This is a genomic window from Arthrobacter sp. SPT-J7 (assembly GCF_059089965.1).
The window spans coordinates 1-21,122 of record NZ_JBNHFF010000034.1; the positions used below are offsets into that span (position 1 = coordinate 1).

Genomic DNA, 21,122 nt, shown 5'->3' on the forward strand with positions numbered 1-21,122 from the left:
CTTCCTTTACCAGTGCCTGTGCCAGCACGGTAGCCGTGGTGGTGCCGTCGCCAGCGACGTCATCCGTCTTCTTGGCAACTTCCTTGACCAGCTCGGCGCCGATCTTCTCGTAGGGATCGTCCAGCTCGATCTCTTTGGCGATGGAAACACCATCGTTGGTGATCGTGGGGGCGCCCCACTTCTTTTCGAGGACGACGTTGCGTCCACGCGGGCCGAGGGTGACCTTAACGGCGTCGGCGAGGATGTTCAGGCCCCGCTCAAGGCCGCGGCGTGCCTCTTCATCAAATGCAATGATCTTGGCCATAACGGCAATAGTCCTTTCGGGACAGTCGTTAAGAATGAACCTTCGCTGCAGTGCCCGCGACGGACGATCCTTCGCCGTTGGCCTCTGTATGCCTCCGGGTGCGGATCTCACTCCAGTTAGGTGTTTCTTCGCTCCTCGACCGGTGCCGCGCGCCGCGGGCCGGAACCAGCTTTGCTTTAGCAGTCGGTACGTCAGAGTGCTAACTCAATAATTAGCACTCCACACGTGAGAGTGCAAGCGAAAGACGACGAAAAACGGTGCCGCCGCCAGAGGCAGGGGGGTTCAGTTCGAAGCCCGCCCCGCAGTCTCAAGGCCACTCAAGGAGGGGTTGTTGTCGGCGCCGTACGTGAAGATGGTGAAGGTGGCCGTGGTGACATCTCCGTTGGCGTCGAAGGCAACCGGCCCGGACTCGCCGTCGTAATTTACGTCAGGCCCGGCCTTCAACTGTGCCAAGCAGTCCTTGTAGGACAGGCACGCATCCCCCGCTGATTCTCCCGAAACAGCGATCAGGTTGGCGGCAACAGACCGGCCGGCGTCGTCCTGTGCCCTCGCGGCGGCCAAGGCAGCAAGCGTTACGGCGTCGTAGGTCTCGGCGGCGAACGATACGTCCTTCAGGCCCGGGTCCACCGTCAGGAGCCTTGCCTGGAAATCGGCATCAGGAAGCTGTCCGGGAACCACCGCGCGGGCGCCGCCCAGGTATCCGGCTGCCACCCCTGAACCGTAACGGCCGAAGGCGCCGTCACTGAGAATGAGCCACTTCCCGTCAACTCCGGAATTGGCCAGTTCGGCCAGCGCGCCCTGGGCACCATCGCGGGCAATGACAAAGACGGCGCCGGGGTCAGCTTTTCCGGCAGCATCGGCCGCACTGCCGGCGTCACCCGCCGTAAACGCGGCATTGGCCACCACGTCCACATCCGCCTGTTCCGCAGAAGCGGCGACGGCAGCCGAAAGGTCCTTGCCATAGGAGCCCTCCTGGTACATCACCGCGATAGACGTGGCGCCGGCGTCTTTCGCGAGCTTCACCAGGACCGGACCCTGGGCGACGTCGGCCGGCGCAGTTCGAAAGTAATAGCCGCCGCTGCTGATACTGCTCAGCCCGGAGGCGGTGTTGGCTGGTGAGATGAGGGGAGTCCGGGCACGGGAGAGGACGTCGATGGCCTCTGCGGCACGGCTTGAATCCGTGGGGCCGATGACGACGTCGGCTTTTGCGGCAACCAGCGCCTGGGCCTGCAATGCAGCGTCCTGCCCAGTGTTGGTGGGAAGAAGCTCCACCGGCCTGCCTTTGTGTCCGCCGGCGGCGTTGATCTCCTGCACGGCGAGCTTCGCGGCGGCCAGTTGCGGGGCGTTGAGAAAGGCGTTGGGGCCGGTGTTGTCCAGGATCAGGCCCACGCGCAGGGTACCGTCGCCGGAAGCCTCTGCGGATTCCACCCGCGCATTGCCGGTGACGCCGGTACAGGCGGTCAGAGCCAGGGTGGACCAGGCGGCAGCCGAGAAGAGCGCCCGGCGGACGAGTCCAGGACGGTGGATCAGCTGGTTCACCCGGCCGGCCGGACGCTCTCTGCCTGCGGGCCCTTCTCACCTTCGCCAACTTCGAGTTCCACGCGCTGGCCCTCATCGAGGGCCCGGTAACCTTCACCCTGGATAGCGGACCAGTGGACAAAAATGTCATCGCCCGAGCTGTCAACGGTGATGAAGCCGTAGCCCTTTTCAGCGTTGAACCATTTGACGGTTCCCAGTGCCATGCTGACCACTCTTTCCGATGTTTCCGGGCGCCCACGCCGCTGTGTGCCGACCGGCCCGAACCGGCCCTGAAAAATTACTCTAGCCAATTCAGCGCCGGTGGCGCGGGGTTGGTTTGGCCGGTCCCCAAATTTTACTGAGGCGTGACCACTGCAACAGGGCGCAGCCTGGCGGCACACTGCTTACCGGTAACCGGGACCCAGCACCACAACCAGCGGTACCTGGAAACCGGTGCTGTTGACCACGGTGGGAATACCAAGAAGCGCCGCAAGGGCCTGTGCGTTGGGCAACTGGTCTGCCCCCTGGTAGAAGATGACCGAGGCCTGCTGCGGCGGGCCTGCCCAGTTGCCCACTTGTCCCAACGTCCAACCGTCCGCCTGGACCATCCCGCCAACACGGCCGGCGAGTCCTGCCGCCCCGGCCGCGTTGTAGATGGCGACGCTTTGCGTCTTGTCGATAAACACGGGGGCCGGGTCTGGAGCGCTTGGTTCCGGCTCGGCCTCGGCGCTTGGTTCCGGCTCGGCGTCGGCGCTGGATTCCGGCTCACTGGACGCAGGGGGCGATGCCTCTGCAGAGGGTTCCGGAGAAACGTCCGGAGTGGCAGAGGGTGTGGAACCGGTGGCGGCCAGCGGGGATGCCTCCTGGCTCGAAGCAGCCTGGCTGCCGGGCGCACCGAAACCGAGCTTGGGAAGGATCAGGAAGGACACCAGTCCAATGGCCAGCGCGGCCATGCCCACCGCCAGGATGGGCCAAAGCCGTACCCGTGACGGGGCGGAAGCCGTGCGGTGGACACCTTGTCGCGACGCAGTCTCAGGGACCTTGTCGAATTCATCGCGGGCGTATTTGGTCATGGACGACATATTCCTTGTTGATTGCTGCTGAATGCTCAGCGTGAGAGTCTTACGCGTCGGACCCCAGGCGCCGTGCGGTACGTGCACGGTGACGCGACGTACGTAGTCTACGCAATCGCTTGACCAGCATGGGGTCGTGGGCCAGAGCATCCTCGGTGTCGATCAGTGCGTTGAGCAGCTGGTAGTAGTGGGTTGCGGAGAGGTCGAAAAGCTCCCGGATGGCCTGTTCCTTGGCACCGGCGTACTTCCACCACTGCCGCTCCAGGGCAAGCATCTGCTGGTCACGCTCGCTGAGCGGCGACTCCCGGAGCTTGAAGTCGGCCAGGAGGGACTGCCGGGTTTCCTGCTCCGGCAGGTGCTCCCGGGCTGGTTCCGCCACGGCGTACTCCTTAGCTGGTTACGAAAAATGTCTGACCCCCATGCTACGGACGAATAACAGCATTGTCATTTGCGGCTGCGGAGGTCACGCCTGCGCCTCCTGAGGGTTGCCCTGCAAGAATGGGACCGTGTTTAAATCAGATGCCCTGTTCGAACTCGAACGGGAACCGCCGCAGGGAGCCGGCTTCGCCGAGTTGGCGCGGCGCCCGCTGGACGAGCTCATGGCCCCCGACTGGGCTGCTGCCCTGGCGGACGTCGAAAAAGAACTTCGGGAGGTGCTCACCTTCCTCGCGGACGATCTGGCAGCCGGGCACCACGTGCTGCCGGCGCCGTCGAACGTCCTGCGGGCCTTCCAGCAGCCCCTCGACGACGTGAAGGTCCTGATTGTGGGCCAGGATCCTTACCCGACGCCGGGGCACGCAGTCGGATTGTCCTTTTCCGTGGATCCGCACACCCGGCCCATCCCCCGGAGCCTGGCGAACATCTACCGGGAGCTGGAATCTGACCTCGGGTTGCCGGCCAGGACCCATGGTGACCTTTCCGCATGGGCCGACCAGGGTGTGCTGCTCCTTAACCGCGTGATGACGGTGCGGGCGGGATCCGCCGGCTCGCACCGCGGCAAGGGCTGGGAGAAAATTACGACGGCGGCAGTCTCCGCGGTCGCCCACCGGCGGGACACGAATGGGTCCCGGATGCCGCTGGTTGCCGTGTTGTGGGGAAAGGACGCCGAGAGCGTCCGCCCCCTCCTGGCCGGGGTTCCTGCCGTGGCGAGCGCCCACCCCAGCCCGCTGTCCGCTTCCCGTGGCTTTTTTGGGTCCCGGCCCTTCAGCCGGGTCAACGAACTCCTGATGGAGCAGGGTGCCCTGGGCGTAACCTGGGAGCTCCCCGCAGCACCCCTAGCTTAGGCTTGCCTTATGAACACCCTTCCCGCCGCTACCAGCGCCAGCAAGAAAAGCCGTCCGCAGATCAACCTCTCCGTGCTGCGCAGGGAACAGCTTTCTCCGCATATGGTCCGGATCGTGGCCGGCGGGGACGGCTTCGCGGACTTCGTGGACAACGGTTACGTGGACCGCTACGTCAAGATCGTTTTCCCCCAGCCGGAAGTGGAGTATCCTTTCCCCCTGGATCTGTGGAGCATCCGGGAAACCATGCCCCGGGAACAGTGGCCCTTCACCCGGACCTACACCATCCGCTGGGTGGACCCTGCCGCTCGCGAACTCGCCATCGATTTTGTGGTCCATGGTGATGAAGGCCTGGCAGGCCCCTGGGCAGCCAAGGCGCAGCCGGGCGACATCCTCACCTTCACTGGCCCCGGAGGCGCCTACAATCCGGCACCGGATGCGGACTGGTACCTCTACGCCGGCGACGAGGCGGCGCTGCCCGCGATTGCTGCATGCCTGGAGTCCCTGCCGGCGGAAGCGGAAGGCTTGGCCTTTGTGGAGGTGGACTCCGACGCCGACATCCAGTCCATCGCAGCCCCCGCCGGAGTGAAAATCCAATGGCTTGCCCGCAATGGCGTCCCTGCAGGCGAGAGCGACCTCCTGGTGCAGGCCATGGCAAACGCCGAATGGCCCGCGGGCCGGGTGGACGTTTTCGTCCATGGCGAGCGCGGCTACATGAAGGCCCTGCGCGGGATCCTTTTCGATCAGCGGGGCCTGGAACGCAGCCAGGTCTCCCTCTCGGGTTACTGGGCCAAGGGCCGCGTGGAAGATGTGTTCCAAGCCGAGAAAAAACTGCCTGTGGGACAGATCTAGCCACATCAGAGTTAGCCCGGACAGGTCCGGGCTGGGCAGACCTGGCGGGCGCTGGTCACCATGCCCCTGTCCCGGCGTCAGCGGCGGCGGGCGCGCCGCCGCTCATTGCTCGCCAGGCTGCGCGTCAGCGGCCTGGCAAGGGTGTCACCCAGGACGATTCCGCCCGCTGTACCCAGCACGATGGCACCGGCGTTGAGCATCCCGCCAGCGCCGAGCAGGATCTCGGACTCCTCGATGGTGAGCACATACATGGACCGGAAGATGGTCAGGCCGGGCAGCAGGATCAAGGCTGCGGGCACGGCAACCACCAGCTGCGGCGCCCCCATTCGAAGGGCGACCACACGCGCCAACAGGCCGATGACCACGGCGGCCAGGGCGGGTGAAAACCGGTCGCCCACGCCGAGCTGTCCGGCAGCGAGCAGGACGAGGTAGCCCGCCACTCCCACAGCTGCTGTTGGCAGCAGGAGCTGCCAGCTGGTTTGTTCGGTGATGCCTATGGCCATCACGGCCACCGCCACGAAGATCACCAGGACCCACAGATCGTAGGCCGGCGGGAACGTTTGGGTGACATCGATGCGCTGCATCCCGGTCAGCTCACCCACAACGAAGGCGACGGCGATGCCAGCAACGATGGCGCCGAAGGTCAGCAGCGTGGACAGGAACCGTCCTGCTGCCGTCACCGGGAAGCCGTTGATGGCGTCCTGCACCGACGAGACGAGGCGTCCTGTCGGCAGGAGCAGCAGGATGCCGCCCACCACCACGATGGCCGGGGATGTTGTCAGCCCGAACTGCCAGAGCACCAGTGCCAGCTGTGTCACCACGAAGGAGCAGCTGGCGGTGATGAAGAAGTCCGGGACGCGCCAGCGGCCCAGTTGGCGGGCCAGCAGGCTGATACCGATATTGGCCACGAAGGCGATGGCTGAGGACACCGGTCCGCCGCCCAGGACTCCCACAAAGACGGCCGCGAACGTACCGAAGGCCACGGTTACCATCCAGCGCGGAAATGGCTTGGGGCTGGTGATGGCCTCATCAAGCCGGCGGATCGCCTCGTCACGGCCTACTCCCCCGGCCACAATGTCTGTCACGAGCTGGTGCACCTTGGCCAGGCCGGCGTAATTGTTGGTCCAGGAACGCACCACCCGCAGCAGCGAAATGGGCGTCTGGTCCTTGGGCGCATAGTTGATGCCGACGGACTGGTTGGTGATGTCCACTTCAATGTTCTTCAGGCCCAGCGCAGCGGTCACGGCGATGATGCTCGTTTCCACCTCCAGCGCACCGGCTCCGTAACGGAACATGGTTTCGGCCAGGTGCAGGGCGAAGTCGAGGGTTTTACGGGCAGAAGTGTCAACCCCGCCCACCTGGATCATGGGGTTGGCGTACGGACTCCCCGTCAGCCGGTCCACGATGCTCATCGGCGCCGTGGGCGGGTTTTCACCCTGCACCAGGCGCCGCAGCATTCTTTTGGCTGCAGCGTTCTGCCGGACCTGGGCAGGGGTCAGCGGCTCTGTTTTGGGCAGGCCGTCCGAGTGCCGCCTGCGCCCGGGACGTTCGGGCCGGTCAGTCATGGTTGCCTCCTCCCGGTGCGGTGCCGTGGTTGGTCTTTCAGGCGGAACGCTTCAGGGGCAGCCTGCCGAGCAGGGTTCGGGCAGCGGCCGCTGCCGCGCGCGCCAGCCTGTTGGCGTGGAAGACGGCGGGCCGGACCGGCATCACGAAGTCACCCACCAGCTGGACCACCTCTCCGCCGAAGCCCTTTTTGAACTCATACCCGCCGTGGCCTTCCTCATCCTGGCCGGAGATGCCGAATGTTCCGTAGAAGTTGTACCGAGGGTACCCCTTCTCCAGTGCGTGGAGCATCATGCCCCAGTACAGGGAGGTGGCGCCGTTGAAGTAGATGTAGTCCTGCACGGTGCCGCCGATGACGCAGACCACCTCGTCCCCGTAGCAGACAAAGTGGATCGCGGCCACGGTGGCGACTCCCACCGAGTCGGGGAACCGCTCAATGTCCTTAAGGCTCCGTTCATAGCTGTCCACGAGGTCCTGGACCACTTTGAGCCGGTTCGCCTTTTTCTTGCTCCCGGTTTCTTCCACTTCGCGGCGCAGCTCCGCGGCCGTCGCCGCTTCCGCCTCCAGCCGCTCGGTGATGGATTTCCGGTATGCCGGGATATCGATCTTGGCCATCATGAGCTTGGTGAACTCTGGGGAGGTGGTCCGGAGCAGGTGCTCGTAGTAGGCACGTTCACGGTAGACGAAGCCCTTTTCATCCCCGGCCTTGCTCAAGGCCCCGTAGAAATCGTCCAGGGTTTCCAGCGTGGCCTGTTCGAGGAAGACGCCGTTTTTCTCTGCTTTGCGGATGGCCTTGCGTGTCCGGTAGCTGGTGCCCATGATCAGTTCTTCGGCATTGCTTACGCCTGCAAGGCTTTTGATGAACATCCAGTTCACGTTGACGAAGTTCATGTCCAGTCCCTGGTGCTGGAATCCCAGTCCCGAAAGCCGCGCCACCAGCCCGCGGTTGTCCTCAACTTCGGGGTGTTCCGCGCCGTCGGCGTCGCGGGCCATGTACTTGAGGTTGGGCGAAATCCGCAGCTCTGCGGCCTTGCGTTCCGCGGCGCGTTGGCGGAGGAGTCCGACGACGGCGCGCACCAGGTCAGCGTCCGTGTAGTCCATCAGGGGTCCCTTGGCGCATTCGCACACGGTGTAGCCCAGGCGGGTGGTGGTGTAGTTCAATTTCCCGGCAGCCACCAGTTCGCCATGGCGGCGAACACCGAATAGCTCCACCTGCTGGCCGCGGGCACGCTGGAACGCCGCGAAGTCAACGGACTGGAGAAAGCTGTTTTGCGGGTGCTTCAGGGCAAAAGCCTCGAAGTCAGCGTCGCTAAGGAGGGCAAATTCAAGGTCGGTACCGGTGGTGACTGGGTTCAAGGGAGTTCCTCATTCGCTGTTGTGCATCCTGGCAGTGGCAGGCGCAGGGCAATGACGGGCAGGGGGCCGGCCGGCCGGTGCAGCGGCTGGTCCGGGCGTTTCAGGTCAGTAGAACTGCTGACCGCTCCGGGCGGTTTCGATCCGGCGGAAGACCCTTTCGGCGCCTTTGACCCACAAACGGTGCCTTAGGGGAACCAGAACGTAGTCGTGGCAGCCTACGAAATCGGTAACCGTTTTGGTGAAGCTGGTTTTGAACATGCCCATGCCGTACAGGTTGTGGCTCTTGTCCTTGATCCGCGCGGAGGGCGGCGTGCCGCAGAAGTCGTACTCGGTACAACCCAGTTCCTGCATGCGCCGGATGGCTGCCCACTGGACCAGGTGCGAGTCGCCGTACTGCTTGCGGTTCTGGGTGGAACCGCCGTCCTTGTACGTGGCTTTGGCTCCGTAGTTGATCACGAACGCACCCACGCTGGGTTTGCCGTCCTCGTAAACAAAGAAGAAGTTGCCCTGTCCGCGGTTGCAGAACTCGTCCCAGAACGCGGCGTAGTACTCATAGCTGCGCAGGGGCATCGAACCCTTGGCGCTGACGGTGTCCGCCATCAGATCGTAGAGTGCCCGGTAGGTTTCCGGGCCGTGTTCCTTACGGAGCACTTCGCAGCCTTCCCGCTCAGCGCGTCGGATGGCGTTGCGTGCCCGGGAGGAAATGGCCTTGAAGACCTCTTCCTCCGGTCCCGAGATGTCCAGCAGGGCGGTGGAGTCGTTGGACTGGATATTAGGGGCCTTGACCAGGCCGGCGTCAGACAGCTGTGCCTGGGCATCGGCCGAGTCCACGATGTCCGGTTCGATCTTGATGCTGAAGACGTTGAGCTTCCTGGCGCGGGCCAAGTCCGCGCAGGCTTGAAGGGCCGGCTTCAGGTCCCTGGCGTCGGCGAGGTCGGGGCCCTTGATGAGGTACCAGAGCCGGCCAAGCACCGGGAACCTCTTTTCAAGCACCAGGTTGTAGCTGGCGGTGCCGGAGCTTTCCAGCACCAGGAACCTGACCTTCCAGCCAGTGCCGTTCTTTACCGACGCGTATGCCGCGGACTGCAGCATGTTGCCGCCGTTCGGGTTGGCCGTGACGTGCTTGTCCCAGTTTTCAATTTCCTCGGCGGTGGCAAAACGTGCGGTGAATTCTCGCAAGGGGGCCGTGTCCAATCAGGGGTTGTGCGCGGTTCTGTACTCGTGGCTGCGTGCGGACATGCAGCCTCAAGTCTAAAGCCTGGCGGGGTGCGGGCTTTCCAGCGTGGCGGGCCAAAGCCCTCCTGCCGACCCTGCCGGAGATGCTTAAGCGGACAAGGCCCCCTGGTCGCCGCCCAACACTGTCTTCGGGCCCGTCCGGACCATCCTGCACTCGGCGATGGCGGCTGCAGCCCGGCTGGTAAGGCGGACTGCTCCTGCTGCCGTAATCACCCAACTGGCGTTCGCAGCCACGCTCAACGGGTGGGCTGCCATCCATAACTGACGGCGCGCGCCACGTCGATGTGGGCACGCACCACCGTCAGCAGACAGCCACGTTGACGGCGAGGCCGCCCATCGCCGTTTCCTTGTATTTGGAGCTCATGTCCTTGCCGGTCTCGCGCATGGTCACGATGACCTCGTCCAGCGACACCCGGTGGGACCCGTCACCCCAGAGCGCCATCTTCGCGGCGTTGATCGCCTTGGCAGCAGCGATCGCGTTGCGCTCGATACAAGGGACCTGCACCAGCCCGCCGATCGGATCACACGTCAGGCCCAGGTTGTGCTCCATCGCGATCTCAGCGGCGTTTTCCACCTGCGCCGCGGTCCCGCCCATCACCTCCGCCAGGCCGGCGGCGGCCATCGACGACGCCGAACCCACCTCACCCTGGCAGCCCACCTCAGCACCCGAGATCGAGGCCTGCTCCTTGTACAGCACCCCGACAGCCGCGGCGGCGAGCAGGAACTTCACCACCACATCATCGCGGTCCTCCTGGCTGGCGTTCTCCATCCCCGGCGCAAAATGCAGCGCGTAATACAGCACCGCCGGGATGATCCCGGCAGCACCGTTCGTCGGCGCGGTGACCACCCGGCCCCCGGAGGCGTTCTCCTCGTTCACGGCAAGGGCGATCAAGTTAACCCACTCCTGCCAATACTTCGGATCGTGGAAGTCCTCATCCTGGCCTTCACCATCAGGCCGGGAACTTTCCTTCTTGAGCCGGTCGTACCAGCCAGGGGCACGACGGCGGACCTTCAGCCCGCCCGGCAGCACACCCTCGCGTTTCAAGCTGGCAGCTACGCAGCCCTCCATGACCGAGTAGATATGGAGCAAACCCTCCCGGATTTCCTCAGGAGTGCGGCTGTCTTCCTCGTTGACCCGCATCACCTCACTGATGCTAAGGCCGGTATCCCGGCAGTGCTCCAGCAGCTCCGCGGCCGTCCGGAAGGGCAGGGGCAGCTCCTTCTTGGACTCCTCCAGCTCCTGCTGCGCCGCGTCCTCCTCACCCTCGCGGACAATGAACCCGCCGCCCACCGAAAAGAACGTGGCACTGTGCAGGACCTTGCCGTCGGCGTCGGAAACCGCGAACGTCATCCCGTTGGTGTGCCGCGGCAGGATCGTCAGCGGCCGCAGCACCATGTCCTTCACCCCATATGGCAGCGGAACAGCACCCGCCAACTGCAACGTCCCGGACTCGGCGATCGCCGCCAGGCGTTCCTCCACCTCATCCGGCAGGATCAACTCCGGATGAAACCCCTCCAACCCCAGCAGGACAGCCGTCATGGTCCCATGACCATGCCCCGTCGCCGCAAGCGACCCATACAGGTCCACCCGCAGCGACGCCACCTCAGCCAGCACGCCGGAAGCCTTCAACTCCTCCGCGAAAACGGCGGCAGCCCGCATCGGCCCCACAGTATGCGAACTTGAAGGCCCGATCCCGATACTAAACAGATCAAATACGCCAACTGCCATGCGCGTGGTTCCTAACTGGATTGGTGGTGCGGAGTTGGACAAAAACTCCGGAGGTCAGCTGAGGTTTGCTACGCCCGGGTAGAGCGGGTGGGCTTTGGCGAGTGCCTCCACGCGGTGGCGCAGCCCGGAAAGGTCCGCACCGGCGTCGGCCGTCAAAGCCTCGGCGATGATGTCCGCAACCTCCCGGAAGGCAGCCTCACCGAAGCCGCGCGTGGCGAGCGCCGGCGTGCCGATCCGGAGGCCGGAAGTGACCATCGGCGGGCGGGGGTCGAACGGGACGGCGTTGCGGTTGACCGTGATGTCGATAGCCGCGAGGCGGTCCTCGGCCTGCTGCCCGTCGAGCTCGCAGTTGCGCAGGTCAACGAGGACCAGGTGCACGTCGGTGCCGCCGGAGATCACGCTGATGCCCTTGGCGGTGACATCGGGCTGGACCAGGCGATCGGCCAGGATCCGGGCACCGGTGAGGACGCGTTCCTGGCGTTCCTTGAACTCGGCGGATGCGGCGATCTTGAATGCCACGGCCTTGCCCGCAATGACGTGTTCCAGCGGGCCGCCCTGCTGGCCGGGAAACACAGCCGAGTTGATCTTCTTGGCGATGCCGGCGTCGTTCGTCAGGATGATTCCACCGCGCGGACCGGCGAGGGTCTTGTGCGTGGTGGACGTGGTGACGTGCGCGTGCGGCACCGGCGAAGGGTGCAGCCCGGCGGCTACGAGCCCGGCGAAGTGCGCCATGTCCACCATGAGGTAGGCGCCCACGGCGTCGGCGATCCGGCGGAACTCAGCGAAGTCCAGCTGGCGGGCGTAGGCGGACCAGCCGGCCACGATCAGCGCGGGCTTGGTCTCCTGCGCCAGGCGCTCCACTTCGGCCATGTCCACGGTGTGGGTGTCCTCGCGGACGCCGTATGGGACCACGTTGTAGAGCTTTCCGGAGAAGTTGATTTTCATGCCGTGCGTAAGGTGGCCGCCGTGGGCCAGGTTCAGGCCCATGATGGTGTCGCCGGGCTTGATCAGCGCGTGCATCACCGAGGCGTTGGCCTGCGCACCGGAGTGCGGTTGCACGTTGGCGAACTCCGCGCCGAACAGTGCCCTGATGCGGTCAATGGCGAGCTGCTCGATGACGTCCACGTGCTCACAGCCGCCGTAATAGCGCTTGCCCGGGTAGCCCTCGGCGTACTTGTTGGTCAGCACCGAGCCCTGCGCCTGCATCACGGCGACGGCGGTGTGGTTCTCGGAGGCGATCATCTCCAGGCCGTCGCGCTGGCGGGTGAGTTCGTCGTCGATCTTTGCGGCGATCTCGGGGTCCAGCGCGGACAGGTCAGCGTCCAGGGACGGGGAGACTACCTGCTCGAAGGCCGCAGTGGTGGTTATGCCCGTGCCGCTCACAGCTCGCCGCCGTTGGCTGCCGCGTACTCTTCAGCGGACATCAGGGGGCCTTCTTCGGTGACGGCTACCTTGAACAGCCAGCCGGCGCCGTAGGGATCGTTGTTGATCAGGGCGGGGTCGGAGACCACTTCGTCGTTGATTTCCACCACTTCGCCGCTGACGGGCGCGTAGAGGTCGGAGACAGACTTGGTGGATTCGACCTCGCCGCAGGTCTCCCCCGCGGTCACGGTGGAACCAACCTCGGGCAGGTCCACGTAGACGATATCGCCCAGGGCCTCCGTGGCTACGGCCGAGATACCGATGTTCGTGGGGCCGGATCCGTCAGCTGCAACCCACTCGTGCTCGGCGGAGTACTTCAGTTCAGCAACAACTTTTGCCATGTGTATTTCCTTCAATCTGGTGTGTGAAAAGCGAGAGAGCGTTGGGGGAATCTGCGCATCAAGTGAGAGAGCGTAACTTCTGGCGCTTATAGAACGGGAGGTCTACAACTTCGAAGGGTTCTGCCTTGCCGCGGAGGTCGATGTCCAGGGCGGTTCCGGGTGCTGAGTGCTCGACGTCGACGTAAGCCAGGGCGATCGGGTAGCCCAGGGTGGGGCTCGGCTGCCCGGAGGTCACCTCGCCGACGACGTTGCCGTCCTTCAGGACCGGGTAGTGGCTGCGTCCGGCGCGGCGGCCCAAGCCCTTCAGGCCCACCAGCTTCCGGCCGGAAGTGGAGCCGGCGCCCAGCGCCTTGAGCTCAGCCAGCACGGCCCTGCCGACGAAGTCCGACTCCTTCTTGAGCGATACCACGGGCCCCAGGCCTGCGGCGTAAGGGTTGCCCTCGCGGGAAAGCTCATTGCCGTAGAGCGGCATGCCGGCTTCCAGGCGGAGCGAGTCCCGGCATGCCAGGCCTGCGGGGATGAGCCCGTGGCCGGCGCCAACGTCCAGCAGGGCATCCCACAGACCGGCAGCGTCCTCGTTGGGAATGTAGATCTCGAAGCCGTCCTCGCCGGTGTACCCGGTCCGGGCGAGCAGCAGTTCCTGGACAGTTCCGTTCACGGTAATCCCCACTTCCACAGCCGCGTAGTACTTCAGCTCCGTCACCACCGAGTGCTGCTCCACAGGGACAAGCTGGAGCAGGATGGCCTCGGCGTTCGGTCCCTGCACGGCGATCAGCGAGGTCTCGGCGGAGACGTCGTTCACGGTCACGTCGAAGGAGGCAGCCCGCCCGGCCAGTGCTGCGCCAACCACCGCAGCGTTGCCGGCATTGGGAACCACCAAGTACTTCTCTTCCCCCAGGCGGTACGTGATGAGGTCGTCGATGATGCCGCCGTCCTCCTGGCAGATCAGCGAGTACTTGGCCTTGCCCACGGCCACCGCAGACAGCTTGCCGGTCAGGGCGTAATCCAGGAAAGCCCCGGCTTCGGGGCCGGTGACCCAGACTTCACCCATGTGGGAGAGGTCGAACAGGCCGGCGGCGTTGCGCACCGCGTGGTGCTCGGCCAGTTCCGAGCTGTACTTCAGGGGCATCTGCCAGCCGCCGAAGTCGGTGAAGGACGCACTGGCGATCTTGTGCTGCTCGTACAGCGCGGTGTAGTTCTCAGTCATCGGAATTCCTTAGTTCTCGAACTCGGAAAGCGGAGGGCAGGAGCAAATCAGGTTCCGGTCGCCTGCCGCGCCGTCGATGCGGCCCACGGGTGGGAAGTACTTGTCCTGCCGGAGCGAAGCCACCGGGAAGGCGGCTTGCTCGCGCGGGTAGGAACGGTTCCAGTCGGAGGAGACGACGGCGGCTGCCGTGTGGGGTGCGTTGCGCAGCGGGGACTTCTCCACCGTGAAGTCGCCGGCGGCTACCTGGTCGATTTCCTGGCGGATGGTGATCATGGCTTCGATGAAGCGGTCGATCTCCGCGAGGTCCTCGGACTCGGTGGGCTCCACCATCAGGGTGCCCGCCACCGGGAAGGACAGCGTGGGGGCGTGGAAGCCGAAGTCGATGAGGCGCTTGGCCACGTCCTCGGCGGTGACGCCGGTCTTGGCGGTCAGGTCGCGCAGGTCCAGGATGCACTCGTGCGCCACCAGGCCGCTCTCCCCCGTGTAAAGAACCGGAAAGTGCTCATCGAGCCGTGCGGCAACGTAGTTCGCAGCCAGGAGTGCGGACCTGGTCGCCTCGGTGAGGCCCTTTCCGCCCATGAGCTTCACGTACGCCCACGAAATCGGCAGCACGCCGGCCGAACCGAAGCGGGAAGCGGAGATCGCCACGCCTTTTTGTCCGGCAGGGCCAGAATCTTGTGCGGCCTTGTTGGCGTCTCCCGGCATAAACGGCGCGAGGTGCGCCTTCGCAGCAACAGGTCCGACGCCGGGTCCACCGCCCCCGTGCGGGATGCAGAATGTCTTGTGCAGGTTCAGGTGGGACACGTCGCCGCCGAACTTGCCCGGCTGTGCCAAACCGACGAGGGCGTTCAGGTTCGCGCCGTCCACGTACACCTGTCCGCCGGCAGCGTGGATGGCATCACAGACCTCGCGCACATCCGAGTCGTACACCCCGTGAGTGGACGGGTAGGTGATCATGATGGCCGAGAGGACGTCCTTGTGGGCCTCGATCTTGGCCTGAAGGTCGGCGTGGTCGATGGTGCCGTCAGCGGCGGTGGCCACCACAACCACCTTCATGCCTGCGAGGACTGCGGACGCGGCGTTGGTGCCGTGAGCGGAGGCCGGGATCAGGCAGACGTTGCGCTGCTGGTCGCCGCGGGAGTGGTGGTAGCCGCGGATCGCCAGCAAACCTGCGAGTTCGCCCTGGGAACCGGCGTTGGGCTGGATGGACACCTGGTCGTAGCCGGTGATTTCGGCGAGGTCGGATTCCAGGCCGGCAATGAGTTCGCGCCAGCCCTCGGTCTGGGAGTCAGGAGCGAAGGGGTGGATCGAGGCGAACTCCGGCCAGGAAATGGCTTCCATCTCGGCCGTGGCATTCAGCTTCATCGTGCAGGAGCCGAGGGGAATCATGGTGCGGTCCAGCGCGAGATCCCGGTCCGAGAGGCGGCGGATGTAGCGCAGCAGCTGGGTTTCGGACCGGTGGGTGTTGAACACCGGGTGCTGCAGATACGTGGAGCTGCGCAGCACGGACTCCGGCAGCCCAAACCCGGCAGCCTCAACAACCGGACCGGCACCAAAGGCGACGGCCACCGCGGAGAGAACCTCCGGCGTCGTGGTTTCATCAACTGACACGCCAACTGTGTCCGCATCGATGAGGCGCAGGTTGATGCCGCCTGCTTCGGCGGCAGTGATGACCTTCGCAGCCTTGCCGGGCACGCGGACGGTGAGGGTGTCGAAGAAGGTGTCGGACACCAGTTCACGGCCTGCGATCCTCAGCGTGGTGGCCAAGGCACGGGCGTTGTTGTGGACGGCTTCGGCGATCGCCTTCAGGCCGTCGGGGCCGTGGTAGACGGCGTAGAAGGACGAGACGATGGCGAGCAGGGCCTGCGCGGTGCAGATGTTGGAGGTGGCCTTCTCGCGGCGGATGTGCTGCTCGCGGGTCTGCAGGGCCAGGCGGTAGGCGGGGACACCGGCGTCGTCCTTGGAAACGCCCACGATGCGGCCCGGGAGGGTGCGTTCCATGCCCTGGCGGACGGCCATGTAGGCGGCGTGCGGTCCCCCAAAGAACAGCGGCACGCCAAAGCGCTGGGTGGAGCCGACGGCGATGTCCGCGCCCTGCTCGCCCGGCGGGGTGATGAGGGTGAGGGCCAGGAGGTCGGCGGCGACGGTGACCAGGGCGCCGCGGTTTTTTGCCTCAGCGATGATTGCGGACTGGTCCCAGACCCGGCCGGAGACGCCGGGCTGCTGGAGAACGACGCCGTTGATGTCGCCGCCGGACAGTCCGTTGGTGAGGTCGGCGATCTCCACCTCGAAGCCGAGGGCTTCGGCGCGGCCAAGCACGATGGCGATGGTCTGCGGGAGGAGGTCGGCGTCGAGGACGGTCTTGCCGTCCCTGGCGGTCTTGGACTTGTTGGCGCGGCGCATCAGCAGCACGGCTTCGGCGACGGCGGTGGCTTCGTCGAGCAGGGACGCGTTGGCCACCGGGAGCGCGGTGAGGTCCTGGACCATGGTCTGGAAGTTCAGCAGCGCTTCGAGCCGGCCCTGCGAGATTTCCGGCTGGTACGGGGTGTACGCGGTGTACCAGGCAGGGGCTTCGAGGATGTTGCGGCGGATCACCGGCGGGGTCACGGTGTCGTGGTAGCCCTGGCCGATCATCTGCACGGCAATTTTGTTCTTGCCGGCAAGCTTGCGCAACTCGGCGAGGACCTGGACTTCGCTCAGGGCGGCCTCGAGGGTGAGGGGCTTGTCCTGGCGGATGGAATCGGGGACCGCGCTGTCGACGAGGCCATCGAGGCTGTCGTAGCCGACGGCCTTCAGCATCGTGTCGACATCGGACTGGCGGCGCGCGCCGATATGGCGGTCCGCGAAGGTGGTTGGGGACGAATGAACCGTCATGAGAGGAACTCCATAATTCAGATGGTGCCTAAGCACCACGTTGATTCGGGTTCCTCCCCGCTCTGTATTGGACCTGAGAGTTTTGCGTTGCCCTGCTGCCGGCAGGACGCCACTTGCACCGTCGGTGAGCCCGGTTGCCCGGACTGCTTTCCAGAGTTGCCTTGCCGCGGCGGTACGTGGGCCTGAGAGATTCCTGGGGAGGATTTGCTCCTACGGCGCCTGCAGAACGTACCGGCAGGACTCTCCCGCCGCAGATCATAAGCACGCGTCACTGGTGGGTGACACGGCTCACACCATACCGGGTTAGGGGGCCGGATGCAAAACGGTCCGCTTTGCAGGCGGGATCACGACGGCGGGAGGAGCCGCCGTCATGCCCTCACCTGAGGACAGGTCGGGGGTTCTTGGTGCTGGCTTTTGTGCCGATGCGGTACCCGGCCCAGAATGCCAGGACGAGCAAACCCGCGACGGCGATTGCCAGGCCTGCCCGCGTCCCTGGCGTAACGAATGCCAAGCCGCTTCCGCTGAAGGGCTCGTTGCTCAGCGGCGCGTAGGCGAACCAGCCAAAGCTGACATTCCGGCTGTTGTTCCACGCGACGAAGCACCCCACCAGCACCACGGCGAGGGCCGCTATCGGCAGGACGGCTTCGCGGAGGCGGGCAAGTTTCGGCGTTTTATGTGCGTCAGGTGTGTTGTTTTCCCCCATGGAGGCGAGTGTAGCGGTGCTGCCAATAGCTGCCCCGCAGCCCGGGACAGACGACGGCGTCGGTGACTAGGCTGGGCGGATGTTGACCATCGGCAGCACCGTTCTTGGCGTCAATGACGTCGCCCACGCTACAGCTTTTTGGCACGCCGCCCTCGGCTACGTCCCCCGTGAGCCCGGCGATGAGAGCTGGGTAATTCTCGTGCCGGCGTCAGGCCCGGGAGCGCAGTTGGCACTCATGCTGAGCCAAACGCCCGTGCAGGACCACCCCCGCATCCACATGGATTTGTATGCGGACGATCAGGCAGCAGAGGTGGAACGTCTGATCTCGCTCGGTGCCCAGAGGGTCGGCTGGGACCTGTATCCGGAGGACTCCGACTTCGTGGTGCTCGCCGATCCGGACGGGAACCGCTTCTGCGTTATTGACCAAAGCCAGCAGTAGCAGTTCCTATGTGACCCTGACGCAATGCCTACCCATGGGGCAGGATGGTGCCAGGGAGGCCGTTATGGATTTTGATGTGCTGGTGATCGGCGCCGGGCCGGCGGGCATGGCCGCAGCAACACGGGCAGCGGAGCTGGGGGCACGCACCGCCGTCGTCGAGCGTGCCCGGTTGGGCGGCACGTGCGTAAACTCGGGTTGTGTGCCCACGCGTGTGCTGGCGAAAACGGCCCGGCTGTACCGGGAAGTGCGCACTGCCCGGGACTACGGGATTGTGGTGCACGAGCCTGCGGTGGACTGGCCGCAACTGGTCCGCCGGGTCCGCGCAACCGTAGACCGCGTGCTGGATGCCAAGGCGTACAGCGGCACTATGCGACAACTGCAGATCACCTTCCTTGAAGGGGAGGCGAAGTTTACCGGGCCGCAGGAAGTGTCGATTGACGGACGAGTGGTCACCGCCGCTTCCATCATCCTGTGCGTAGGCGGCAGTGCACGGAGGCTCCCTATCCCGGGCGCCGACCACGCCGCACTTCCTCACGAAGTATTGGACCTTCCTGAACTTCCCGGCTCCGTCGCCATCATTGGCGGCGGGCACACCGGGGCGCAGCTGGCTACGATCTTCGATGCCCTTGGATCGCAGGTTACCCTTTTGGACCTCGCACCGCGCATCCTCACCACTGAGGATGACGACGTCTCCATGGCGGTCACGGAAGGTTTCCGCTCCCGGGGCGTGCACGTGAACGTCGGCATTCGTGGTGTGGACGGCATTGAGGAGCACGACGGCGGCCTTAGGATCCGCTGGCATGGCGAGGACGGCGCGCACTCGGCACAGGTGGGTACAGTGATCATGGCTGTCGGCTGGCCCGCGAACATCGCCGGCCTTGGCTTGGAAGCGGCCGGCGTCGCCACTGGGAGAGGAGCCATCCCGGTGGATAACTACCTTCGCTCCAATGTTCCGCACATCTTTGTTGCTGGAGACGCGAACGGAACGTCCATGCTGGTGCAGGCTGCGGTCTTCGAGGGTGAGACTGCCGCAGAGAATGCCGTCCTGGGAGCGCACCGCACCACGCCGCACCACCTGCTGCCTGAGGGCGGATTCACGGACCCGGACTATGCCGGCGTAGGCCTCACCGAGGCGAAGGCGAGGGAACGCGACGCGGAGTGCGCCGTCGTCGTCGTTCCCTATGGATCAGTGGAGCGTCCCATCATTGATGACCGGGAGCAAGGCTTCCTGAAGCTGGTCACCGACCGGCACCGTGAGCTGATACTCGGTGCTCACGCGGTTGGCGAGAATGCTGTGGAGGTCATCCAGGCGGTTGCGTCCGCGATGGCAGCCGGCACAGACGTAGCCACCCTCGCACGCGTGAAGTTCGCCTACCCAACGTACAGCTCAATAATCGGGCACGCAGCACGGCAGGTGATGCGGGGAGCAAGGAAAGACTCCTGGTGACCGGACTGGAATCTTCGTAGCATTCAGTGCACTCAAGCGTCGTCCTCGAGGTGATACTGGGGCAGATAGTGGAACATTCGGGCGTTCCTGGTTGTTGTTAAAGGCAATGATGACTCTTCAGGAATCGAACCTGACCACTATCTCTCCCACCCGTTTATGGGTCCCCAAACACGTGCTGATCACGCGGGCCGCGGCGGACCTGCCCCACACAGCAGAAATCATCAGGCGTTGCGAGCGTGCGGGCGTCGATGACATCCGGTTCTTGCCGGGAAACGCGCTGACCGGTCTGCGCGGAACCACCGACCGCGAGACATACGCGTCCGCGAAGAACACGCTTGCGGTTGTGGTCGCCCCTCCGAGCGCCCTCAAGCCGCAGCCGATCCCGCCGAGCGCCGACTGGCGGATCGACCTGGCCAAGGGCTGCCCCGCCCATTGCCAGTACTGCTACCTGGCCGGGTCACTGCAGGGGCCTCCCGTGACACGCGCCTACGCCAATATCGACGATGTGCTCGACGGGATACGCACCCATGCGGGCAGGGGTTCCGTCACCCGCGGGACCCTTGAGCGCGGGCATGAGGGCACGACGTTCGAGCTGTCGTGCTACACCGACCCGCTCGGCATCGAGACCGTGACCGGCTCGCTCGCCGCCGCGATCTCCCGCGTCGGAGCGGGCGAGTTCGGCGACGACGTCCAGTTGCGGTTCACCACCAAGTTCGACGACGTCGGCGAGCTGGTGACCCTCGATCACGGGCGGAGGACGCGCATCAGGTTCTCGGTGAATGCCGCCGAGGTGGCGAACCGCTTCGAGGGTGGAACCGCCCGGATGCCTGCCCGTCTCGGGGCCCTCCGCGCGGTTGCGGCGGCCGGCTACCGGGTGGGCCTGACGATCGCCCCCATCATGCCCGTACCCGACTGGCAGGAGCAGTACGGCGCGCTGCTGGACGACGTCTCCGAGGCGGTGGCCGGCATCGACGACCTCGATCTCACGGCTGAGCTCATCACGCACCGCTTCACCCCCGCCAGCAAGGAGGTGCTGCTGGGCTGGTATCCCCAAACGAAGCTTGAGATGGACGAGGATTCGCGGAGCCAGAAGCGATCGAAATTTGGCGGCGTGAAGTACGTGTACCCAAAGCAGACCATGACGGAAATGCGCGAGTGGTTTACGGAGGAACTGGAGCGGCGCCTGCCGGCTGCCCGTCTCCTTTACTGGACCTGATTCGTCACAGGGTAGCGGCTTCTTCCTCGGCCAGCCTGATCAGGCGCAGCTCATCCTCCACTGCGCGGGACGGCCAGTAGTCCTTCGAGAGCTCACTTGCCCGGATTCTGTCTGCCTCCGGGAAGAGCTTTCCGAGCAGTCCGGATGCCTGAAGCAGGGCGATCAGCACTATGGTCCTGGCGTCGGGCGCCTTGGAACCGGGCTTGGCTGCGGTTGGCTTGGCTTCAGGCGCTGCGGTCCCGGTCGGCATGGCATCCGCCGGCTCTTCATCAGGCGCCCCGGCGTCGGTTGCCGTGGTATCCGGCGCCTCGAGGTCCGACGGTGAACCGCTGAGTGCCGCCTGGATCTTTTTCAGGAGCGCCGCCTCCGGAGCATGGTCCTTCTCCGGGTACCGCACGGCCCGGAACCGGCCCAGGTGCTTTTCACCGACATGTTCCACGATGCCCAGCGACACCAGCCCCTCGTAGACTCGCAAAACCTTGGCGCGGCTTTCCAGTACCGACACCCACCACTTAGGAGTGTGGGGACGGGACTTGCTGCGAATGAGTTCCAGCTCATGCTG

General features: G+C 65.1%; 20 protein-coding genes, 1 pseudogene and 2 riboswitches. Of the genes and pseudogenes, 6 read left to right on the top strand and 15 right to left on the bottom strand.

Annotated elements, in window-relative coordinates; all coding sequences use genetic code 11:
• The 5 genes from AC5RWX_RS20355 to AC5RWX_RS20375 form a co-directional block, all read right to left on the bottom strand.
• Positions 1-304, bottom strand: a 304-nt coding sequence (locus AC5RWX_RS20355) for a TCP-1/cpn60 chaperonin family protein (protein WP_494098129.1), incomplete at its 3' end; no start/stop codon positions are given.
• A gap of 282 nt (positions 305-586) precedes the next feature.
• On the bottom strand, positions 587-1,834 hold the full coding sequence (locus AC5RWX_RS20360) for an ABC transporter substrate-binding protein (RefSeq protein ID WP_494098148.1): 1,248 nt from the start codon (positions 1,832-1,834) through the stop codon (positions 587-589).
• 5 nt (positions 1,835-1,839) lie between these two features.
• Positions 1,840-2,046 carry a cold-shock protein gene (locus tag AC5RWX_RS20365; protein WP_494098130.1) on the bottom strand — a complete coding sequence of 69 codons (207 nt, stop codon included), beginning with the start codon at positions 2,044-2,046 and terminating at the stop codon, positions 1,840-1,842.
• A 180-nt stretch (positions 2,047-2,226) separates the two neighbouring features.
• Positions 2,227-2,895: a LytR C-terminal domain-containing protein gene (locus AC5RWX_RS20370; protein WP_494098131.1), complete on the bottom strand. Its 669-nt coding sequence runs from the start codon at positions 2,893-2,895 to the stop codon at positions 2,227-2,229.
• Positions 2,896-2,944: 49 nt separating this feature from the next.
• Entirely contained in the window at positions 2,945-3,274 is a 330-nt protein-coding gene (locus tag AC5RWX_RS20375) for a DUF3263 domain-containing protein (protein WP_494098132.1), read from the bottom strand.
• Between the two features lie 127 nt (positions 3,275-3,401).
• Between AC5RWX_RS20375 and AC5RWX_RS20380 the strand changes: the two genes are divergently transcribed.
• Positions 3,402-4,178, top strand: coding sequence for a uracil-DNA glycosylase (locus tag AC5RWX_RS20380; protein WP_494098133.1), 777 nt, complete (start codon positions 3,402-3,404; stop codon positions 4,176-4,178).
• 9 nt (positions 4,179-4,187) lie between these two features.
• On the top strand, positions 4,188-5,027 hold the full coding sequence (locus tag AC5RWX_RS20385; RefSeq protein WP_494098134.1) for a siderophore-interacting protein: 840 nt from the start codon (positions 4,188-4,190) through the stop codon (positions 5,025-5,027).
• Between the two features lie 77 nt (positions 5,028-5,104).
• Here the strand turns inward: AC5RWX_RS20385 and AC5RWX_RS20390 are convergent, their stop codons facing one another.
• The 3 genes from AC5RWX_RS20390 to AC5RWX_RS20400 form a co-directional block, all read right to left on the bottom strand.
• On the bottom strand, positions 5,105-6,592 hold the full coding sequence (locus AC5RWX_RS20390; protein WP_494098135.1) for a threonine/serine exporter family protein: 1,488 nt from the start codon (positions 6,590-6,592) through the stop codon (positions 5,105-5,107).
• Positions 6,593-6,629: 37 nt separating this feature from the next.
• Positions 6,630-7,946 carry a peptidoglycan bridge formation glycyltransferase FemA/FemB family protein gene (locus tag AC5RWX_RS20395; protein ID WP_494098136.1) on the bottom strand — a complete coding sequence of 439 codons (1,317 nt, stop codon included), beginning with the start codon at positions 7,944-7,946 and terminating at the stop codon, positions 6,630-6,632.
• Positions 7,947-8,051: 105 nt separating this feature from the next.
• Entirely contained in the window at positions 8,052-9,125 is a 1,074-nt protein-coding gene (locus AC5RWX_RS20400; RefSeq protein ID WP_494098137.1) for a lipid II:glycine glycyltransferase FemX, read from the bottom strand.
• Positions 9,126-9,288: 163 nt separating this feature from the next.
• On the opposite strand from AC5RWX_RS20400, the pseudogene AC5RWX_RS20405 reads away from it, so the two are divergent.
• A pseudogene (locus AC5RWX_RS20405) lies at positions 9,289-9,447 on the top strand (tryptophan-rich sensory protein); the annotation flags it as partial.
• A 36-nt stretch (positions 9,448-9,483) separates the two neighbouring features.
• Here the strand turns inward: AC5RWX_RS20405 and AC5RWX_RS20410 are convergent.
• The 6 genes from AC5RWX_RS20410 to AC5RWX_RS20435 all read right to left on the bottom strand — a co-directional run bounded on the left by AC5RWX_RS20410 (position 9,484) and on the right by AC5RWX_RS20435 (position 17,458).
• Positions 9,484-10,911: an L-serine ammonia-lyase gene (locus tag AC5RWX_RS20410; RefSeq protein ID WP_494098138.1), complete on the bottom strand. Its 1,428-nt coding sequence runs from the start codon at positions 10,909-10,911 to the stop codon at positions 9,484-9,486.
• Between the two features lie 54 nt (positions 10,912-10,965).
• Positions 10,966-12,294, bottom strand: coding sequence for a serine hydroxymethyltransferase (glyA, locus tag AC5RWX_RS20415; RefSeq protein ID WP_494098139.1), 1,329 nt, complete (start codon positions 12,292-12,294; stop codon positions 10,966-10,968).
• Positions 12,291-12,674 carry a glycine cleavage system protein GcvH gene (gene gcvH / locus AC5RWX_RS20420; protein WP_494098140.1) on the bottom strand — a complete coding sequence of 128 codons (384 nt, stop codon included), beginning with the start codon at positions 12,672-12,674 and terminating at the stop codon, positions 12,291-12,293. Before gcvH ends, glyA begins: the two co-directional genes overlap by 4 nt.
• A gap of 58 nt (positions 12,675-12,732) precedes the next feature.
• Entirely contained in the window at positions 12,733-13,881 is a 1,149-nt protein-coding gene (gene gcvT / locus AC5RWX_RS20425; RefSeq protein WP_494098141.1) for a glycine cleavage system aminomethyltransferase GcvT, read from the bottom strand.
• A 9-nt stretch (positions 13,882-13,890) separates the two neighbouring features.
• Positions 13,891-16,755, bottom strand: a complete 2,865-nt coding sequence (gcvP, locus tag AC5RWX_RS20430; protein WP_494098142.1) for an aminomethyl-transferring glycine dehydrogenase — start codon at positions 16,753-16,755, stop codon at positions 13,891-13,893.
• Between the two features lie 52 nt (positions 16,756-16,807).
• Positions 16,808-16,914: riboswitch (glycine riboswitch) on the bottom strand.
• Between the two features lies 1 nt (position 16,915).
• Positions 16,916-17,013: riboswitch (glycine riboswitch) on the bottom strand.
• 118 nt (positions 17,014-17,131) lie between these two features.
• Positions 17,132-17,458: a hypothetical protein gene (locus AC5RWX_RS20435; protein WP_494098143.1), complete on the bottom strand. Its 327-nt coding sequence runs from the start codon at positions 17,456-17,458 to the stop codon at positions 17,132-17,134.
• Between the two features lie 79 nt (positions 17,459-17,537).
• Between AC5RWX_RS20435 and AC5RWX_RS20440 the strand changes: the two genes are divergently transcribed.
• From AC5RWX_RS20440 to AC5RWX_RS20450, 3 genes are all read left to right on the top strand, one after another.
• Positions 17,538-17,897 (top strand): VOC family protein, encoded by a 360-nt coding sequence (locus tag AC5RWX_RS20440; protein WP_494098144.1) that lies wholly within the window; start codon positions 17,538-17,540, stop codon positions 17,895-17,897.
• A gap of 64 nt (positions 17,898-17,961) precedes the next feature.
• Positions 17,962-19,344, top strand: coding sequence for a dihydrolipoyl dehydrogenase family protein (locus tag AC5RWX_RS20445; RefSeq protein WP_494098145.1), 1,383 nt, complete (start codon positions 17,962-17,964; stop codon positions 19,342-19,344).
• 109 nt (positions 19,345-19,453) lie between these two features.
• Positions 19,454-20,560: a spore photoproduct lyase family protein gene (locus tag AC5RWX_RS20450; protein WP_494098146.1), complete on the top strand. Its 1,107-nt coding sequence runs from the start codon at positions 19,454-19,456 to the stop codon at positions 20,558-20,560.
• A 4-nt stretch (positions 20,561-20,564) separates the two neighbouring features.
• On the opposite strand, the gene AC5RWX_RS20455 is transcribed toward AC5RWX_RS20450, so the two are convergent.
• Positions 20,565-21,122, bottom strand: a 558-nt coding sequence (locus tag AC5RWX_RS20455) for a GOLPH3/VPS74 family protein (RefSeq protein ID WP_494098147.1), incomplete at its 5' end; no start/stop codon positions are given.

Coding starts and splice junctions, on each gene's coding strand:
- AC5RWX_RS20365 (WP_494098130.1), bottom strand. CDS start 2,046: ATGGCACTGGGAACCGTCAAATGGTTCAACGCTGAAAAGGGCTACGGC.
- AC5RWX_RS20370 (WP_494098131.1), bottom strand. CDS start 2,895: ATGACCAAATACGCCCGCGATGAATTCGACAAGGTCCCTGAGACTGCG.
- AC5RWX_RS20385 (WP_494098134.1), top strand. CDS start 4,188: ATGAACACCCTTCCCGCCGCTACCAGCGCCAGCAAGAAAAGCCGTCCG.
- AC5RWX_RS20390 (WP_494098135.1), bottom strand. CDS start 6,592: ATGACTGACCGGCCCGAACGTCCCGGGCGCAGGCGGCACTCGGACGGC.
- AC5RWX_RS20410 (WP_494098138.1), bottom strand. CDS start 10,911: ATGGCAGTTGGCGTATTTGATCTGTTTAGTATCGGGATCGGGCCTTCA.
- gcvH (WP_494098140.1), bottom strand. CDS start 12,674: ATGGCAAAAGTTGTTGCTGAACTGAAGTACTCCGCCGAGCACGAGTGG.
- gcvT (WP_494098141.1), bottom strand. CDS start 13,881: ATGACTGAGAACTACACCGCGCTGTACGAGCAGCACAAGATCGCCAGT.
- gcvP (WP_494098142.1), bottom strand. CDS start 16,755: ATGACGGTTCATTCGTCCCCAACCACCTTCGCGGACCGCCATATCGGC.
- AC5RWX_RS20435 (WP_494098143.1), bottom strand. CDS start 17,458: ATGGGGGAAAACAACACACCTGACGCACATAAAACGCCGAAACTTGCC.
- AC5RWX_RS20440 (WP_494098144.1), top strand. CDS start 17,538: ATGTTGACCATCGGCAGCACCGTTCTTGGCGTCAATGACGTCGCCCAC.
- AC5RWX_RS20445 (WP_494098145.1), top strand. CDS start 17,962: ATGGATTTTGATGTGCTGGTGATCGGCGCCGGGCCGGCGGGCATGGCC.
- AC5RWX_RS20450 (WP_494098146.1), top strand. CDS start 19,454: ATGACTCTTCAGGAATCGAACCTGACCACTATCTCTCCCACCCGTTTA.